The sequence below is a fragment of the Arthrobacter sp. NPDC092385 genome, assembly GCF_044755105.1.
GTDB lineage: Bacteria > Actinomycetota > Actinomycetes > Actinomycetales > Micrococcaceae > Arthrobacter_D.
The window spans coordinates 254,117-271,443 of the sequence record NZ_JBIVQL010000002.1 but is presented as its reverse complement, the minus strand read 5'-3'; the positions used below and the strand labels follow the sequence as shown (position 1 = coordinate 271,443).

At 69.3% G+C, this 17,327-nt stretch carries 19 protein-coding genes; 8 read left to right on the top strand and 11 right to left on the bottom strand.

Annotated features, from left to right (window positions below):
- Window positions 1–92: 92 nt before the first annotated feature.
- The 9 genes from ACIQCY_RS04375 to ACIQCY_RS04335 all read right to left on the bottom strand — a co-directional run bounded on the left by ACIQCY_RS04375 (window position 93) and on the right by ACIQCY_RS04335 (window position 6,595).
- Window positions 93–899 (bottom strand): SRPBCC family protein, encoded by an 807-nt coding sequence (locus ACIQCY_RS04375; RefSeq protein ID WP_400482672.1) that lies wholly within the window; start codon window positions 897–899, stop codon window positions 93–95.
- 142 nt (window positions 900–1,041) lie between these two features.
- Window positions 1,042–1,431 carry a nuclear transport factor 2 family protein gene (locus ACIQCY_RS04370; RefSeq protein ID WP_400482671.1) on the bottom strand — a complete coding sequence of 130 codons (390 nt, stop codon included), beginning with the start codon at window positions 1,429–1,431 and terminating at the stop codon, window positions 1,042–1,044.
- Window positions 1,432–1,440: 9 nt separating this feature from the next.
- Complete coding sequence (locus tag ACIQCY_RS04365; protein ID WP_400482670.1) at window positions 1,441–2,328, bottom strand: sugar phosphate isomerase/epimerase family protein; 888 nt, start codon at window positions 2,326–2,328, stop codon at window positions 1,441–1,443.
- A complete protein-coding gene (locus ACIQCY_RS04360) occupies window positions 2,325–3,479 on the bottom strand; it encodes a dihydrodipicolinate synthase family protein (protein WP_400482669.1) in 1,155 nt (384 codons plus the stop codon). Before ACIQCY_RS04360 ends, ACIQCY_RS04365 begins: the two co-directional genes overlap by 4 nt.
- A complete protein-coding gene (locus ACIQCY_RS04355; RefSeq protein WP_400482668.1) occupies window positions 3,476–4,663 on the bottom strand; it encodes a Gfo/Idh/MocA family protein in 1,188 nt (395 codons plus the stop codon). The genes ACIQCY_RS04360 and ACIQCY_RS04355 overlap by 4 nt, the downstream gene beginning before the upstream one ends.
- A gap of 96 nt (window positions 4,664–4,759) precedes the next feature.
- On the bottom strand, window positions 4,760–5,059 hold the full coding sequence (locus tag ACIQCY_RS04350) for a hypothetical protein (RefSeq protein WP_400482667.1): 300 nt from the start codon (window positions 5,057–5,059) through the stop codon (window positions 4,760–4,762).
- Window positions 5,060–5,188: 129 nt separating this feature from the next.
- On the bottom strand, window positions 5,189–5,485 hold the full coding sequence (locus tag ACIQCY_RS04345; protein ID WP_400482666.1) for a hypothetical protein: 297 nt from the start codon (window positions 5,483–5,485) through the stop codon (window positions 5,189–5,191).
- 88 nt (window positions 5,486–5,573) lie between these two features.
- Window positions 5,574–5,873, bottom strand: a complete 300-nt coding sequence (locus ACIQCY_RS04340) for a hypothetical protein (RefSeq protein ID WP_400482665.1) — start codon at window positions 5,871–5,873, stop codon at window positions 5,574–5,576.
- Window positions 5,870–6,595, bottom strand: coding sequence for a GAF domain-containing protein (locus ACIQCY_RS04335; RefSeq protein WP_400482664.1), 726 nt, complete (start codon window positions 6,593–6,595; stop codon window positions 5,870–5,872). The genes ACIQCY_RS04340 and ACIQCY_RS04335 overlap by 4 nt, the downstream gene beginning before the upstream one ends.
- A gap of 320 nt (window positions 6,596–6,915) precedes the next feature.
- On the opposite strand from ACIQCY_RS04335, the gene ACIQCY_RS04330 reads away from it, so the two are divergent.
- Entirely contained in the window at window positions 6,916–7,140 is a 225-nt protein-coding gene (locus tag ACIQCY_RS04330; protein ID WP_400482663.1) for a hypothetical protein, read from the top strand.
- Window positions 7,141–7,147: 7 nt separating this feature from the next.
- Here ACIQCY_RS04330 and ACIQCY_RS04325 read toward each other — a convergent pair whose 3' ends face one another.
- Window positions 7,148–8,200 carry a LacI family DNA-binding transcriptional regulator gene (locus ACIQCY_RS04325; protein WP_400482662.1) on the bottom strand — a complete coding sequence of 351 codons (1,053 nt, stop codon included), beginning with the start codon at window positions 8,198–8,200 and terminating at the stop codon, window positions 7,148–7,150.
- A gap of 173 nt (window positions 8,201–8,373) precedes the next feature.
- On the opposite strand from ACIQCY_RS04325, the gene ACIQCY_RS04320 reads away from it, so the two are divergent.
- The 4 genes from ACIQCY_RS04320 to ACIQCY_RS04305 all read left to right on the top strand — a co-directional run bounded on the left by ACIQCY_RS04320 (window position 8,374) and on the right by ACIQCY_RS04305 (window position 11,474).
- Window positions 8,374–9,522, top strand: a complete 1,149-nt coding sequence (locus ACIQCY_RS04320; protein ID WP_400482661.1) for a Gfo/Idh/MocA family protein — start codon at window positions 8,374–8,376, stop codon at window positions 9,520–9,522.
- Window positions 9,519–10,433, top strand: a complete 915-nt coding sequence (locus tag ACIQCY_RS04315) for a DUF6807 family protein (protein ID WP_400482660.1) — start codon at window positions 9,519–9,521, stop codon at window positions 10,431–10,433. The genes ACIQCY_RS04320 and ACIQCY_RS04315 overlap by 4 nt, the downstream gene beginning before the upstream one ends.
- Window positions 10,434–10,459: 26 nt before the next feature.
- Window positions 10,460–10,801 carry a hypothetical protein gene (locus tag ACIQCY_RS04310; protein WP_400482659.1) on the top strand — a complete coding sequence of 114 codons (342 nt, stop codon included), beginning with the start codon at window positions 10,460–10,462 and terminating at the stop codon, window positions 10,799–10,801.
- A gap of 106 nt (window positions 10,802–10,907) precedes the next feature.
- Window positions 10,908–11,474 (top strand): dihydrofolate reductase family protein, encoded by a 567-nt coding sequence (locus tag ACIQCY_RS04305; RefSeq protein WP_400482658.1) that lies wholly within the window; start codon window positions 10,908–10,910, stop codon window positions 11,472–11,474.
- Between the two features lie 33 nt (window positions 11,475–11,507).
- On the opposite strand, the gene ptsP is transcribed toward ACIQCY_RS04305, so the two are convergent.
- Window positions 11,508–13,193, bottom strand: coding sequence for a phosphoenolpyruvate--protein phosphotransferase (ptsP, locus tag ACIQCY_RS04300; RefSeq protein WP_400482657.1), 1,686 nt, complete (start codon window positions 13,191–13,193; stop codon window positions 11,508–11,510).
- Between the two features lie 116 nt (window positions 13,194–13,309).
- On the opposite strand from ptsP, the gene ACIQCY_RS04295 reads away from it, so the two are divergent.
- The 3 genes from ACIQCY_RS04295 (at window position 13,310) to ACIQCY_RS04285 (ending at window position 17,234) form a co-directional block, all read left to right on the top strand.
- Complete coding sequence (locus tag ACIQCY_RS04295) at window positions 13,310–14,038, top strand: TetR/AcrR family transcriptional regulator (protein ID WP_400482656.1); 729 nt, start codon at window positions 13,310–13,312, stop codon at window positions 14,036–14,038.
- Window positions 14,039–14,100: 62 nt separating this feature from the next.
- Complete coding sequence (locus tag ACIQCY_RS04290; protein WP_400482655.1) at window positions 14,101–16,080, top strand: PTS mannitol transporter subunit IICBA; 1,980 nt, start codon at window positions 14,101–14,103, stop codon at window positions 16,078–16,080.
- Window positions 16,080–17,234, top strand: a complete 1,155-nt coding sequence (locus ACIQCY_RS04285; protein WP_400482654.1) for a mannitol-1-phosphate 5-dehydrogenase — start codon at window positions 16,080–16,082, stop codon at window positions 17,232–17,234. Before ACIQCY_RS04290 ends, ACIQCY_RS04285 begins: the two co-directional genes overlap by 1 nt.
- Window positions 17,235–17,327 lie beyond the last annotated feature (93 nt).

Sequence of the window (17,327 nt, the reverse complement as noted above, 5' to 3'; positions counted from 1 at the left end):
CCGGCGCGCGCGGGTCGGCGCGAGGAGGGGCCCACATGGCGGTGGGCCGGACCCCGAAGGAATCCGGCCCACCGTGTCGGGCGACCCAGGTACTAGAGCGTGCCCCGGCGGTCCGTCGTGCCGTCGGTCAGGGTGCCGTCCTGCAGGCCCTGGCTGTCGGCCGGGATGCCGGTACCCGGTACGCCGTCCACCGCGGGCAGGGGATCGACGTCGACGACGTCCACCTCGTCCACCACGGGTGTGGTCTCGGGTACTACGGGTGTGGTCGCGGGAACCACCGGGGCGGAGTCTACGACGGTGGCCGTCTCCACCTCGGTGTCCTCCTCCTTGCTGCCCTTGTTCGCGGCCGCTGCGGCCACGCCTGCCACGGCGGCTGCCGCAGCGACGCCCACTCCCGCGGCCACCTTGCCGGACACGCCGGCCTTGCCGCTGTCGCCGCGCGACTGCTCGGCGTCCTCGACGGTGGGGGTCCCGGGCTGTCCGGCTACCGTGCCGCGCCAGGCGCCGGTCGCGTAGCTCTCGGACTCGATGAATTCCTTGAACTTCTGGAGGTCGGCCTTCGCCTGGTTCTCGACGACGTTCAGCTTGTCGCCGATCTTCTCGACGAGGCCCTCGGGCTCGTATTCGAGGACGAGATTGACGCGGGTGGTCCCGCCGAGGTCCTCGAAGGAGACCGTGCCGGCGTTGGTGGCTCCTTCGGTGGCGGCCCAGGACACCTTGCGGTCGGGTACCTGCTCGAGGACCCTGGCCTCCCACTGGCGGCGGATGCCGCCGATTTCTGCAACCCACTCGAGGCGGTCGTCACTCAACTGGGTGATCTGCTTGATCCCGCCCATGAAGTGCGGGAATTCCTCGAACTGCGTCCACTGGTTGTACACGGTCGTCACTGGAAGATTCACTACTACGGTTTCTTCGACCTTCGTGCTCATCATGCCTCCCTGGGCTTGTGGATACGGTCACTGAATCACATCATCAGCATGCTTAGCTTATGGTGTGTTCGGGATTGCCGCCAGTGCCGGCCAGGCGATGCGCGCCGTGTCCTCAGGAGGGCAGGTCCCCGACGACGGCGTATTTGCGCCGCCAGTCGAGGCCTTCCTCGCCGCCGTACAGTGTCCAGTACTCACGCCCCGAGGTGATGACGCCGTCGGCCACGGTCCAGATCGACACGACACGGAAGATCCCCACGTCCTCCTGCGGCACCTGCACCTCCGACACCACGACCTCCCCGGCGTCGTAGACGTTCAGGACGTCGATGCTCCAGCCGTTCGGGTGCTCGGAGTTGACCGCGACGACGTTCGACCTGCCGCGGATGATCTCGCGCGTGACGGGCCAGAACACCTCCACGTCCTCCGCGAGCACCTCGCCCACGCCCTTCCAGTCCCTGCTCCACACCGACGACCAGTAGCGCCGGACGACCTCGGTAGATTCCATACGCCGATGCTACCGGCGGACCTCCGCGCCGTGGCCGAGATGCGCGGCGACGGTGGCTTCGAAACCCTCGACGGTGCGCGCGACGGCCGTGGCCGGTGCCGTGTCCCAGATCTCCTGGTTGAAGATCTCCACCTCCACGTCGCCCGCGTACCCGGCGGCCTCGACCTCCGCCGTGATGCGCGCGAAATCGATGACGCCGTCGCCGGGATAGTGGCGGGAGAGCAGGACGTCGGCGGCCAGCGGGGTGGCCCAGTCGCACACCTGGTAGCTCGCGATCCGGCCCTCCGCGCCCGCTCGGGCGATCTGCGCGGACAGCTCCGGATCCCACCACACATGGAAGGTGTCGACCACCACGCCGACGGTCGCGGGGGAGAACGGGGCGGCGAGGTCGAGTGCCTGCTTCAGCGTCGAGATGACGGCGCGGTCCGAGGCGTACATCGGGTGCAGCGGTTCGAGGGCCAGCGTCACGCCGGCGGCCTGCGCCTCGGGCACGAGTTCGGCGAGCGCATCCTGCACCATGTCACGGGCGCCCGCGACGTCCTTCGACCCCTGCGGGAGGCCCCCGGCCACCATGACGAGGACCGGGGCCGAGCCGGGAGCGCCCGATGCCGCGAGCTGCGCGGCCTCCTCGATGGCCTTCCGGTTGTCGTCCATGGCCGCGCGCCGTGCGTGGCCCTCGGGCACGGTGAAGAATCCTCCACGGCAGAGGCTCGAAAAGCGCAGGCCCGAGTCGGCCAGGAGCCGGGCGGCCGCGGGCAGGGACGCGGCCTGCACCGAGTCCCGCCACAGGCCGATGCTGGTGATCCCGGCGTCCGCCGTGACCCGGAGTGCCTCGGCGAGCGGCGCGTACTTCACGGTGGCCTGGTTGATGGAGAGGCGGGGGTGCGGCGCCGTCATGCCGGGACTCCGCTGACCCGCAGCAGCGAGTGCCAGCGCTCGCGGGCGAGTTCGGGCTGCTCGAGGCCCCCGCACTCGTTGGCGAGGCGGACGATCTCCGAGAGGTGCGGCAGGCTGCGTGCGGCATGCAGCCCACCGACCATCCCGAAGCCCTGCTGGTGCCCGTTCAGCCAGCTGAGGAAGGCGACGCCCGTCTTGTAGTAGAACGTGGGCGCGGAGAAGATCTGGCGCGAGAGGGCCTCGGTGGGGCCGAGGATCCGCGTGTAGGCCTCCTGGTCATCGGCGTCGAGTGCCTGCACCGCGGCCGAGGCGTGCGGGCCGAGCGCAGCGAAGGCGCCGAGGAGTGCGTCGGAGTAACCCGAGGAGTCTCCGCCCATCAGGGACACGTAGTTGAAGTCGTCACCGGTGAACATGCGGGCGGGAGCATTGAGCTGGGCCCGGACCGCCCGCTCCGAGTCCGCGTCCAGCAGGCTCATCTTGACGCCGGCCACCTTGTCGGGCGCGTTGGCGATGATCTTCAGCAGGGTCGAGGACGCCGCGTCCGTGTCCGGCGAGCCGAAGTACGTCCCCAGTTCGGGATCGAAGGCACTCCCGAGCCAGTGCAGGATCACCGGTGCGCCGGCGGCCGCCAGGACCTCCGAATACACCCGCTCGTAGTCCTCCGGCGTGCGCGCCGCACGCGCGAGGTGGCGGCTGGCCATGAGTACCACGGAGGCGCCGGCGTCCTCGGTGAAGTGGAGTTGCTCCTTGTAGGCGTCGATAACCGCCTCGAGCGGTATGACGGCGTCGTCGACGTGGTCGGTGTTCACGCCGACCACCAGCGCACCGTCCACGGAGCGGGCCTCCGCCGCGCTGCGCGAGATCAGCTCGCGCGTGGCAGCGGCATCGAGGCCCATGTTGCGCTGGGCGGTGTCCATGGCGTCCGCGACACCGAGTCCCCACGACCACAGGTGGTGGCGGAAGGCGAGGGTCGCGTCCCAGTCGAGGTCCGCCGGCGCCCCGGGAACGTTGTCCGCCGTGGTCCGGGGGACGACGTGCGCCGCGGCGTAGACGGTCCTGCTGGCCAGCGGAGCACTGGGCTTCGAGAACGACGGCGCAGGGTTCAGTTCCACGGCGGATGGCGACCCCGCCGCATCGACGAGCGTGATCATGCCGGGGTGACCGCTTCCTCCAGGGGCTGCACCGCGGTGCGCACGTCCTGCAGGTCCAGGCGGCGGCCGGCGCGCGAACTCTCGAGCCCCTGCTCCGCGAGGTACATGCCGCGGGCGCCGGCCAGGAAGTCGTACGGGTGCGGGGCGTCTTCCAGGACGTGGCGGAGGAAGTCCTCCCACTGGGTCTTGAAGCCGTTCTCGAACACCTCGTTGGTGGGGACGTCGATCCAGTCGGCGTCGTAGTCGTGCGTGTCCTCGAGGTCCGGGTTCCACACGGGCTTCGGCGTCGCGTTGCGGGGCTGGATCTTGCAGCCGAAGAGGCCGACGACGGCGGACCCATGGGTGCCGTCCACCTGGAACTGCACGAGTTCGTCGCGGTCCACGCGGACGGTCCAGCTCGAGTTGAGCTGCGCCACGATGCCGCCCTCCAGTTCGAAGACGGCGTAGGCGGCGTCATCGGCGGTGGCACGGTAGGGGAGGCCCTGCTCGTCGACGCGCTCGTCGATGTGCGTGACGGCGCGCGCGTAGACGGATTCGACCCTGCCGAAGAGGTTCTCCAGCACGTAGCTCCAGTGCGGGAACATGTCGACGACGATCCCCCCGCCGTCCTCGGCCCGGTAGTTCCAGCTTGGGCGCTGCGCATCCTGCCAGCCGCCCTCGAAGACCCAGTAGCCGAACTCGCCGCGCACCGAGAGGATGCGGCCGAAGAAGCCGGAGTCGATCAGGCGCTTGAGCTTCTGCATGCCGGGGAGGTAGAGCTTGTCGTGCACCACGCCGTTCTTGATGCCGGCCGCCTCGGCGAGGTTCGCGAGTTCGAGGGCATCGGCCGCCGTCTCCGCGGTGGGCTTCTCGGTGTAGATGGCCTTGCCGGCCGCGATGGCCTTGCGGATGGCCGCCGAGCGCGCCTTGGTCACGAGGAAGTCCGAGTAGATCTCCCAGGTCGGGTCCGCAAGGACGCTGTCGAGGTCCGTCGAGTAGTGCTCGATGCCGTGCCTGGCAGCGAGTTCGGCGAGTTTCGCCTCGTTCCGGCCCACGAGGATCGGCTCGACCTGGACGCGGGTTCCATCGGAGAGGAGCACTCCGCCCTGGTCCCGGATCGCGAGGATGGAGCGGACCAGATGCTGCCGGTACCCCATGCGCCCCGAGACGCCGTTCATGATGATTCCGATTGTCCTCGTTGACATTGATACTCCTTGGTTCCGGCGACATCGCTCCATTGGAAAACGCTTACCGCGAGTGTAGGGGAAGAAGGAGGGAGGGGCAATAAGGGCAGGATCGGGTTACGTCCCGGAGTCGGATCGCCCCGGGATGTCGCGGCGCGTGCACTGCTCCGGGAGGACCCATGCTTCGCGCGCGATGGAGAATTCCACCCATTGCGCGAGGACAGCGGAGGAGGTCCAGGCCATGGCGAATCCGCGGACCGTCTGGCGGGACCCGTCCGGGTACGCGAGGTCCACCCAGAGGGCCGGGGCGGGGGAGACCGACTCCGTGACGCCCTCGGTCGGGGCCTCGAGCTGGATCGGCGCAAGGAACTCGTGCGTGGTCGGCGGAAGCCCGTGCCAGCCGGCCGCCCTAGCCACGCGTGCCTGCCCGGGGAGCGGCGTACGGCGTCGGCTGGTCCATGCCACCACTCTACGAGGGGTGCCGCCGGCGGCACCCCTCGTCACGCCGAAGGGGTGGTGCTCGACGTGGCGCGGAAGGGGCTGCGGTCAGGCCGCGTGCGTCGGGCGTGGCTTCAGGTCCCGCCGCCGGCAGCGCGCCGCGTCCACCCACGCCTCACGGGCACGGGAGTATTCGATCCACTGCGCCAGGACCGCCGTGCCCGTCCAGGCCATGGCGAAACCCTTCATGGTGCGCCTGGAGCCGTCCGGGTATTCGAGGTCCACCCACAGCGCGGGCGACGCCAGCGGCTCCGTGACGCGGCCCGTGGGTGCGTCCAGCTGGAGTGGAGGAATGAACCTGTCAGCACTGGGTGGGATGCCGTGCCACCCCGGTCGTTCTGCCATGGCACGAGGGTATGCCGCGTCTCCGACGTCCTCGCGGCCAGCCGGCAGCGCACGCGTTCCGCGCTGCAGGACGCCGCCGGTCGGAGCCTCAGTGCGCCGCGGCACCTTCGGGTCCGGCATGGGCACGAGCCAGGTCGTCGCTGAAGGGGGCGCGCCTCCGCGGCGGGAGGTCGTCGATCAGTTCGTTCACGGCGAGGGCGAGCAGGTCGCACTCGAGGGCGGGCATCGGCATGAGGCCCGCGAGATAGGCCTCGACCTCGTACTCATCGACTTCCCCGCTCAGGGAGAAGTAGTGCAGCCACACCTCTCCCACCGAGAAACCCGACTCCGAGATGGCGGCGTTGATCAGGGCCCGCTGTTCGTCCGCATGCGGGAAGGCGCTCATCATGCCTGCCTTCTGCCGGGCGCACCGTGACCGTTCACGATGTTCGCGGTGAGGTGCCGGAAGGGGATGCCCGTGCTGCGTGCCCGCGCGGTGAGTGCCGCGAGGGCCTCGGCCTCGCTGAACCCTTCACGCTGCATGAGGATGCCCTTGGCGATGCCGACGACGTCGCGCGAGCGCAGCGACTCCCGCAGTTCGCTGCTGATCCGGGTCGACGTCTCCGATGTCTGCACATGGCCGAGCAGCGCCGAGGCGGCGACCGAGAGGCTCGTGAGCCGGGTGCGGTCGGGATCGTCGAACGCCGCCGGCACGCTCGAGTAGACCTTCATGGCGCCGATCGAATCGCGGCCCCGGAGGAGCGGGACGCTGTAGCAGGAGCGGATTCCCGCTTCCGCCGCCGCAGCGCTCCACTGCGGGAACCGCTGGTCGGCGGCCGTGTCCTCGATGGCCACGGGTGTCCGCGAGGACCACGCCGTCAGGCACGGCCCTTCGCCCAGGCTGTACTGGAGGTCGTCGGCGGTCCGGACGAGGTCGTCCGTCGAGCCGACGCTGACCCGTTCGGAGTGTCGGATGAGCGAGACGCCGGCCCCGGAGGCGTTGGGTATCGTCTCCTGGGAAACGCGGGCGAGGAGGTCCACGGCGTGCTGCGCGGTCTCCTGGGTGAGGACGAGTCCTCGAATACGACCGAGCGTCGCACCCAGCTCGGCGGAGGGGGGATAAGGGTCCATCGGTAGCCTCGAACGTCATGCCAGGCTTGATCCTGGCGCCGCGGGCCTTCTGCTAGACCACGATCGCGCGTTTCCGGCGATCCGCTTCCTTCATCCTAGCCGGGTGCAGGCGAATCGGGCGGTGAAGTGCACACAGCTGTTGCGGGGGCTTGCCTCACGCGTACATGCGACCTGCCGGTGAGCGCATTCCACCCCATGCCGGGGCCCGTCTGGTTAGGATGATGTCGACGATGTCACCGTCGCCGCCACGGACCCGTCCGCGGGGTGGACCGGCCAGCGTCCCGCCGTTGATCCACGATGCGTGAGGTATCCACAGCACCATGACGAATGACGATTTGCAGAAGATCCGGGTCGCCGCCGCGGACAAGGAGGACGTCGAGTTCGAACTCGACCGCGCGGAGCTCGTCCTCAAGGAAGCCGTTGCCGAGGCGATCAGCCATGGCGAGGACATCAAGGTGGTCGCGGAGGTCGCCGAACTGCCCCTGGACGACGTCGTGAAGCTCGCTGCCCAGGAGACCGACCCGAATCCGGTCCTGCCCTTCTGACATCCGGCTACCGCTGCGGCGTGCTTCCCCGGATGATCGTCTCGGTGGGAATCGGCGCAGGCCCGTCACCGGCGTCCTTCTGCGCTCCGTCGTAGGCGGTCCCGGTCGCCAACTGGAGGGCCCGCCGTCCCACGTCCTCGAGGGGGATCCGCACCGTGGTCAGCGCGGGCGTGATGTCGCGGACGGTGGGGATGTCGTCGAAGCCTGCCACGCCGATTCCCTCGCCCGGCACGATCCCGGCGTCGCGCAGGGCCGAGACGACGCCCACGGCCATGACGTCGTTCACGGCGAACACCAGGTCCACGGGAGCCTTCGACGCGAGGAGATCCTGGGTCCCGCGGTAGCCGCCGTCGCGCGTGAAGTCCGTGTGGATGATGCGTTCGGGTGGCAGGGGGATCCCGTGTTCGGCGAGCCCCTCAGTGAAGCCGTCGAGCCGCTCCTCCGCGGTCATGATCTCGGGTGGCCCGGCGATGACCGCGACATTCCTGTAGCCGAGCCCGGCCAGGGCCACCGCGAGGTCGCGGGCGCCTCCGCGGTTGTCGAGGAGGACCGTCGCGAAGGGTGACGCGTCCTGGCTGATGAACGCCACCTTGCCGCCCGTGTCCTCGAACGCCGACAGTTCTCCGCGCAACTGTTCCTCGAACGCGGAGCCCGTGGTCCGCGAGCCGGCGAGGATCATCACGCGGGGCCGCTGGCCGCGCAGCGCGCGCACGGTGTCCAGTTCCCGCTGGGCGTTGCGGCCGGTCACGGCGATGGTCACCACGAGGCCCTCCTCGCTCGCTGCGTCGATCACGCCGGCGGCGATGCTGGAGAAGTAGGGATCCGCGATGTCCGCGACGAGGAGCGCCACCGTGGTGGTGCTACCTTTGGCGACCGCCTGAGCGAAGAGGTTCGTGGTGTAGCCCAGGCGCTGGGCCGCTTCGACGACGCGCTGCCGATACGCCTCGTTGACCTTGCGCGCGCTGCCGTTCAGGGACCTCGACGCCGTTGCGAGCGAGACGCCCGCTTCCCTTGCCACGTCGTGCAGCGTCGCGGGATTCTTGCTTGCCGGTGCCGACATTGCTTCCACTCCTGGGGTGTGGGCGGCGGCTGCTCGGCCACGCCCTGCGAATTCCACGGAAAGGGCCATTCTTGCACGGCGCGAAGCGGCTTTCAGTCCGCCATCGCGCTTGGGTAAACGCTTTCTCTGGTACTGTTTCCGGGACCGCATTCCTGTCCAGCGTTGGAGGAACCGTGCCCCTGTCCAGTCCGGCTGCCCAGCCTCCTGCGGAACCGCGCGTGCCGCTGCGGGCGGCCATCCTGGGGACGGGCGGCGTCGCGCACCTCCACGCCGCCGCGTTACTGGGCCTTCCGGACGTCGAGCTCGTGGCGGCCGCTGATCCCTCGGAGCAGCACCTCGGCGCCTTCGCGGAGACCTACCGTGTCCCGTCCCGCTACTCCTCGCTCACGGCGATGCTCGCGGCGGAGCCCCTCGACGTCCTGCACATCTGCACACCGCCGGGTGGCCACGCCGAGCAGACGGCGGCCGCCTTCGCCGCGGGGGCGCACGTCGTCGTCGAGAAGCCCGCAGCCCTCAGCCTCGTCGAGCTCGACACCATGGTCGACGCCGGCCGCGCAGCGAGCCGCGGCCTCGCCGTCGTGTTCCAGCAGCGGTCCGGCTCTGCGGCTGCGCACGTCAGGGCGCTGCTCGATTCGGGAGCACTGGGACGGCCCCTCTCGGCACTGTGCCAGACGAACTGGTTCCGGACGGCCGAGTACTTCACCGTCCCCTGGCGCGGCACCTGGGCGAGTGAGGGTGGCGGCACCACGCTCAGCCACGGAAGCCACCAGATCGACCTGCTGGCCTACCTGCTCGGTGAGTGGTCCTCGGTCCACGCCACCATGTGGCGGCTGGAGCACGACGTCGAGACGGAGGATCTCTCCCACGCATCCCTCGTCTTCGCCTCGGGCGCCGTCGCGTCGGTGGTGTCGACCGTCCTCGCCCCGCGGCAGTCGAGCCTCCTGCGCATCGACACGGAGAACGCCACCATCGAGCTGGAGCACCTGTACGGGCATGGTCATGCGCACTGGAGGATCACGCCGGCACCCCACGTCGATGCTCGGACGGCGGGGTCCTGGGCGCTGCCGGACCAGGAGATCCCGAGCGGCCATGACGCACTCTTCACCGAGGTCTACGCCTCGCTCCTCGCGGGTCGCGGCATGCCGGACCTGGTGGGGCATCCGGCCCGGGCCCTGGAGATCGTGACGGGGATGTACGCCTCGGCGCGGGAAGGCCGCTGGATCCCCAGGGCGGACCTCGAGGACCCCGCACTGCGCGGGCCGCTCACCGCGCCGATCATCGACGCACGGCACCGTTCCCGGTCCGGCGGGTCCGCGGCGTGAGCGTGCCGGCGGCCCTGACGACCGTCGACGACCGGGTGGCGGGCGTCCTGCACGACGGCGGCGGTGAACCCTCCGGGCATTCACCGCGGCCCTTCCTGCATCCGGTGTCGACGCCGGGCGGACGGTCGGTCAGCGACTACCGGCCCGAGGACCACCCCTGGCACTGGGGGCTCGGCATTGCGGTCTCCACCATCGACGTCGTCGGCCAGGCGCATCCCGCGAACCTGTGGGGCGGCCCCACCTACCGTGACGGGGCGGGCTATGTGAAGCTGCCGAACAACGGTTCGCAGGAGGTGCGCGTCGAGGAAGGCCGGGACGACGGACGGGTCCAGCAACTCGACTGGCGGACCGCCGACGGCACCGTCTTCCTCGCCGAGACGCGGAGCTGGCACGCGGAGTCCGTCCGGGCAGGCGGCGTGGAATGGCTCGCCACGACCGTGCGGAGCAGGTGGGCCAACACCAGCGGCGGACCGCTGGCCTTCGGAAGCCCGACGACGTCGGGGCGCCCCGACGCAGGCTACGGCGGGTTCTTCCTCCGCCTCGCACCATCCTTCGCCGGGGCCTGCATCGTCGCGGCATCCACCGGTCCTGCTCCGTCCGATGTGCCTGCTCCGCCGGGTGGAGCGGGCACGCGACTGAGCGAGGCCGACGCGATGGGCAGCACGCGGTCCTGGCTGGGACTGAGGTCACCGGATGCCTCGGTACTCATGGTGCCGGCGGCGGACAACCCGGGCGGGAGTTCCCCCTGGTTCGTCCGGAGCACCGGCACGCCGATGCTGTGCGCCGCACCCTTTTTCCACCGCAAGCTGCACCTCGGCGTCGGCGGGGTCCTCCACTGGACGTGGTCCTTGCTCACCGCGGACGGGCCCGTGCAGGACGACGCGTTCGCGGCGGCGGCGGACGCGGTGTGAGGACCTGTTCCGCCTAGGCTGGCGACATGGCCCTCATCTACGACGTGCCCCTCCGACCCTCCAAGCTGGAACTGCTCGCTGCGTGGCTGCCGCGACAGCCGTGGGCCCACGGGCTGGACGGCGCCCTCGAGCGCACCGGGTCCTTCCGGTTCGACGACCCGGACGGTGAGGTCGGCGTGGAGACCCTCCTCGTCGGTACCGGCGATCGTGGGGATGCCGCCGCCGGTCCCGACGTCACCGTCCTGGAAACGCCCCGCGGACCCGTCCTGCTGTTCCGGCGCCTCCATCCCGGTGCTGCTATCCGGGGGCGATCGGCGCTGCTCGCCACGGGCAGTGCGGGAACCGTGCAACTCGCCGCCGGCGGGTAGCAGGAGGGGATTGTGGGATCTGGTTCTCGGAGTGCTCGGCGGGTAGTCTGCGGGCAGCGACCGCTCTGCGGTGAGCGCCGTCGAAACTTCGATCGGGGAGGCCCCTGTGGCACGCAGCGTGGTGTATTCGATGAGCATGTCCCTCGACGGCTACATCGTCGGGCCGGACGGCGGGTTCGGCTGGTCGGTTCCCGACGACGAGGTCTTCCGGCTGGCCCTCGACGAGGTGCGCGGGGTCGATGTCCACCTGCTCGGGCGGAAGCTCTACGAGACGATGCTGTATTGGGAGACCGCCGACCAGGAACCGCCGCTCGACGACAACGAGCTCGAGTTCGCGGACCTCTGGAAGAGGCTCCCGAAAGTGGTGTTCTCCAGGACGCTGTCGGCGGTGCAGGGGAAGACGCGGCTGGCGTCGGGCGGCCTGGGCGAGGAGATCGAGCGACTCAGGGCGGAGCCGGGGGAGGGTGACATCGCGATCGGCGGGGCGACCCTCGCCGCCGACGCCGCCTCCCTCGACCTGATCGACGAGTACCGGATCCGGGTCTATCCGGTACTCGTCGGTGGCGGCATCCCCTTCTTCCCCCGAGGAGGACGGCAGGTCCGGCTCGAGTACGTCGAATCCCGGACCTTCGCTTCGAGGGTCGTGTACCTCCGTTACCGCGTGGCGCGGTAGCAGCCCGGTGATGCTCCTCGAAGGCCGGACGTCCTAGAGCCCGAGCGCTTCCAGGACGGGCAGCTCGGCCCGCGCACAGGCCTTTGCCTCGGCTGCCGTCGGAGCAGCGACGGCGATCCCGGCGATCCGCTGCGCTTCCGCGAGGGTCACGCTGTTGAGGACGGCCCCGACGCCCGCGAGGGCACGCGGGGTCATCGAGAGCGTCGAGACGCCGAGCCCGACCAGGACGACGGCGAGGGCGGGATCCGCTGCCGCCTCACCGCACACGCCCACGGGCTTCGCGTGCCCTTCGGCTGCGGAGCCCTCGACCGTCAGCTTCACCATGCGGAGGACGGCCGGCTGCCAGGAGTTGTTGAGGGCCGCGAGGGAGCCGAGCTGGCGATCCGCCGCCATGGTGTACTGCGTCAGGTCGTTGGTGCCGAGGCTCGCGAAGGCGACCTCGCCGAGGATCGCCTCGGCCATGAGCGCTGCCGACGGCACCTCCACCATCACGCCCGGCGTCTGCAGGCCGGCGTTGCTGCACAGCTTGGCGAAATCAGAGGCTTCCTCGGCCGTGGAGATCATGGGAGCCATGACCCACACATCGGCCGTCGCCTGGGAGGCGGCGTCCGCGATGGCCTTGAGCTGACGCTCGAGGACCCCCGGTGAGGTGAGGTCGGTGCGGTAGCCGCGGACGCCGAGGGCCGGGTTGGGCTCGCTGGTGTCGGTGAGGAACGGCAACGGCTTGTCGGCGCCGGCGTCGAGCGTGCGCACCACCACCTTCTTTCCGGGGAAGGCATCGAAGACGCCCTTGTACGCCTCGATCTGTTCCGCAGCGGTCGGTTCCGTGTCACGCCCGAGGAAGCAGAATTCCGTGCGGAGCAGGCCCACGCCCTGGGCTTTCGCCTCCGCGGCCTTGACGGCGTCCTTCGCTCCGCCGACGTTCGCCAGGAGGGGCACCTCGTGCCCGTCGGCGGTGACGCCGACGCCGTCGAACACGGTGAGCGCCGCAGCGGCTGCCGCATAGGCCTCCGCAGCCGCTTCCTCCTCCGCGCCGGGGTCCAGGGCCACGGTTCCGGCAGCGCCGTCGACGTAGACGACTGCGCCGTCGTCGATGCCATCCACTCCCGAGGCGGCGACGACGGCGGGAAGGCCGAGGGAACGGGCGATGATCGCGGTGTGGGACTGGGGACCGCCTCCGGAGGTGACCAGGGCGAGGACCATCGCCGGATCCAGCGTGGCCGTGTCCGCGGGAGCGAGGTCCTCGGCCACCAGGATGAAGGGCGTGTCGGAGGACGGGATGCCGGGCGCGGGTAGTCCGCGCAGTTCGGCCACGATCCTGGCCCGGACATCGAGGACGTCCGCGGTACGCTCCGCCATGTATCCGCCGAGGTTGTGGAGCATCTCGGCGACGGATGCTCCTGCTTCCCACACCGCACGCGCGGGGGAGGTGCCGTTGTTGATGAGCTTCGTCGCCGACTTGAGCAGCATGGGGTCCGCCGCCATGAGCGAGGTGGCCTGCAGGACGGCCTTGGCGTCGCCCTTGGCGATCCCGGCCCTGCGCTTGAGTTCCTCCTGCACGGCCTTCGAGGCGGCCTTGAGTGCGGCGACGGCGTTCTCGGGGGCATCGGGAGAGTCGTGGCGTTCGCCTGCGGGAGGCTCGCCGACCGATTTCGGCATGTGGCGGACCGGGCCGATCACACGGCCGGGGCTGACTCCGACCCCTGCGAAATTCTCCATCGAATGTCCTCGTTTCCTTGCTGGTGGTCTCGGTCTAACACCATTGTGCCGCCCGGGGCAAAACCTTTTTGTGACCCAGTTCATATAACGTTGCTATAGGTGCTACGGTAGCAGGCATGAAAAAAGTAGGCGAACCAGCGCCTAAGATCAGGCTGCTGAGGGCCGCCGCGGCACTGCTCGCGGAGTCCAACGGCGAGCCCGTATCGACCCGGCAGATCACGGAGGCCGCCCGGGTCACCGCACCAACCCTGTATCACCACTTCGGCGACAAGGAGGGCCTCTTCGACGCCGTCGTTGCGGAGGGGTTCACCGAGTACCTCGACGCGGAGAGGAGTCTCCCGGCATCGGGTCAACCGATCGAGGACCTCCGGAACCACTGGGACAACCACGTGCAGTTCGGCCTCGACCATCCGCACCTGTACCTGGTGATGTTCGGCAACATCCGGCCCGAGCGCCGGCCATCCATGGTGGCCAGCGCGGAGGCCTTCCTCGAGGAGGTCCTGGCGCGGGCGGCAGCGGCAGCCCGCCTCGTGGTGTCCCCGCACGAAGCCGCGCGCAGCATGCTCGCCGCCAACATCGGCGTCACGCTCATGCTGATCTCGGAACCTGCCGCGAAGCGGAACCTCGAACTCTCCGCCATGACCCGGGAAGCGGTGATCTCCGCCGTGGCCACGGATCTCGAGGGTGATCCGACCACGGACACGGAGGGGACACCCTCGGTGGTCGTGGCGGCGATCGCACTGAACGCGGCACTGCAGTCCTCGCACCCCGACCAGCTCTCCAGCTCCGAACTGAAGCTCTTCCTCGAATGGCTCCAGCGCATCTCCACCAGATCGGGAAGCTGACGCTTCCCGATCTTCACCCATCCCTCTCCGCAGAGTTGCGGGGACAACGGTAAGGAATGAATGTGGCAACACAACTAGAAGCGAGGTCCGGCACCAGTGCCCGGGTCCGCGTGCAGAGGTTCGGGACGTTCCTGTCCGGAATGATCATGCCCAACATCGGGGCGTTCATCGCGTGGGGCCTCATCACGGCACTGTTCATCGAGGCCGGTTACTTCCCGGTGGGCGTGCTCGGCGGTTTCGGCGAGAACGCCGCCGGTGATCCGAACGTCGGGCTCGTCGGCCCGATGATCACCTACCTGCTTCCGCTGCTCATCGGCTACACCGGCGGCAAGATGATCTACGAGACCCGTGGTGGTGTCGTCGGCGCGGCCGCGACCATGGGCGTGATCGTCGGCACGAGCATCCCGATGTTCATCGGCGCCATGATCATGGGCCCGCTGACCGCCTACCTGATGAAGAAGATCGACAGCATCTGGGACGGCAAGATCCGCCCCGGGTTCGAGATGCTGGTGAACAACTTCGCCGCCGGTATCTTCGCCGCGCTCATGGCGGTCTTCGGCCTGCTCGCCGTCGGCCCCGTGGTCACGCTCTTCAGCGACGCGGCGGGCAAGGGCGTGGACTTCCTCGTCAGTTCGGGACTCCTGCCCTTCACGAGCATACTGATCGAGCCCGCGAAGATCCTGTTCCTGAACAACGCCATCAACTACGGCGTCCTCACCCCGCTCGCCACGGAGCAGGCGACCGAGACGGGCAAGTCGCTCCTGTTCTTGCTCGAGGCGAACCCCGGCCCCGGGCTCGGCCTCCTGCTCGCCTACGCGGTCTTCGGCCGCGGCATGGCCAAGTCCTCGGCTCCCGGCGCCATCATCATCCAGTTCCTCGGCGGAATCCACGAGATCTACTTCCCCTACGTCCTGATGAAGCCCCTCATGGTCCTCGCCGTCATCGGTGGCGGCATGGCCGGCATCTTCACGCTCGTGCTCACCGGTGCCGGCCTCCGTTCGCCCGCCGCACCGGGCAGCATCATCGCCGTCTACGCGGCGACCGCCCAGGACAGCTTCGTCGGAGTCACCCTGTCGGTCCTGATGGCCGCTGCGGTGTCCTTCCTGATCGGCTCGGTCATCCTGAAGACCACGAAGTCGACGGACGACGACATCGCCGGAGCTGCCTCCAAGATGGAGGGCCTGAAGGGCAAGAAGAGCTCCGTCGCCGGCAACTTCCGCTCCGCGTCCGCGACCGACGGTCCCATCCGCAACATCGTGTTCGCCTGCGACGCCGGCATGGGCTCCTCCGCCATGGGCGCCTCGGTGCTCCGCAACAAGATCAAGGCGGCCGGCTTCCCGGACGTCAAGGTCACCAACCTCGCCATCGCCAACCTGAAGGACGACTACGACGTCGTCGTGACGCACCAGGACCTCGCCGCCCGCGCCGAGCCCCTGACGCAGGGCGCCACGCACGTCACCGTCGACAACTTCATGAACAGCCCGCGCTATGACGAGATCGTCGAGCTGGTGCGCGCCAGCGCTGCAGCCGAAGGCGGAGTCGATCCGAAGAACCCGATGCCGGCCGCCGTCGCATCCGAGGCCGACGACGACGGCACGGCCACCGGCGCCAACGACGTCCTCGCCGAGGAGAGCGTCGTGCTCAACGGCAGGGCCACCACGCAGGAGGACGCCATCAACGAGGCCGGCCGCCTGCTGGTCGAACGCGGCGCCGTCGACTCCACCTACGTGGCAGCGATGCACGAACGCGAGAAGTCCGTCCCCACCTACATGGGCAACTTCCTCGCGATCCCGCACGGCACCAATGCGGCGAAGGACCTGATCAGGCGCTCGGCCGTGTCGATCGTCCGCTACCCCGAAGGCATCGACTGGAACGGCAAGCAGGTGAAGTTCGTGGTCGGCGTCGCAGGCGTCAACAACGAGCACCTGTCCATCCTGTCCGCGATCGCACGGGTGTTCTCCGACAAGGACCAGGTCGCCAGGCTCGACGAGGCGACCACGGTGGACGAGGTCCTCGCGCTCTTCGGAAAGGTCAATGCCTAGTGAAGGCAGTACATTTCGGTGCCGGCAACATCGGTCGCGGCTTCGTGGGGCTCCTGCTCCACGAGGCCGGGTACGAGGTGGTCTTCGCCGACGTCGCGGACGCCCTGATCGACCAGCTGGCCTCGACGCCCAGCTATGACGTCCACGAGGTCGGCGAGGACCCGGCGGTGAAGACGGTGGACAACTACCGTGCGCTCAATTCGCGCTCGCAGGAGGAGGACGTCGTCGCGGAGATCGCGACTGCGGACATCGTCACCACGGCGGTGGGCCCGAACGTCCTGAAGTTCCTCGCGCCGGTCATCGCCCGCGCGATCGCCCGGCGCGGCGACGAGCAGGCACCCCTGCAGGTCATGGCCTGCGAGAACGCCATCAACGCGACGGACATCCTGCGCCGCGAGGTCGAGCAGGCCTACGACGGCGCCGCACTGGACCTCGCGTCGAAGGCGGTCTTCGCCAACACGGCGGTGGACCGGATCGTCCCGAACCAGGCGGCCGGCCAGGGACTCGACGTCACCGTGGAGACCTTCTTCGAGTGGGTCATCGACCGCACCCCGTTCAAGGGCAGCGCGCCCGAGATCCCCGGTGCCACCTACGTCGACGACCTCGAACCGTACATCGAGCGGAAGCTCTTCACGGTGAACACGGGTCACGCGTCGGCCGCCTACTTCGGCTATGCAGCCGGCGTCGAGAAGATCGCGGACGCCATGGCCGACGAGGCGATCGCCGCCAAGGTGCGCGCCGTGCTCGACGAGACGAAGCAGTTGCTCGTCTCGAAGCACGGGTTCGACCCCGAGGAGCAGGAAGCCTATGTGCAGAAGATCCTGCGACGCTTCACCAACCAGCACCTCCCGGACACCGTGGTGCGGGTCGGCAGGGCACCACTGCGGAAGCTGAGCCGCAGGGAGCGCTTCGTCGGCCCGGCCGCGGAGCTGGCGGAGGCCGGCACCCAGCCGGTAGCGCTGCTCGACGCGATGCAGGCGGCGCTGTCCTTCTCGGCTCCGGATGATCCCGAGGTCGCGGCGCTCGCCGAGATCCTCGCCACCCAGGAACCGGGCGAGGCGACGACGTCCATCACGGGCCTCGAGCCGGATCACCCGTTGTATGGATCGGTACGGGACCTGATCGCGCAGCATGCGCCAGGACACCACGACTGATCGATCGACAGGAGGAAGAGGGAGCAGCCGCGGGCTGCTCCCTTTTTCGTTGCCGGACCTTGACGAAAGCAGCCCCGAATCCTAGCGTGTTAA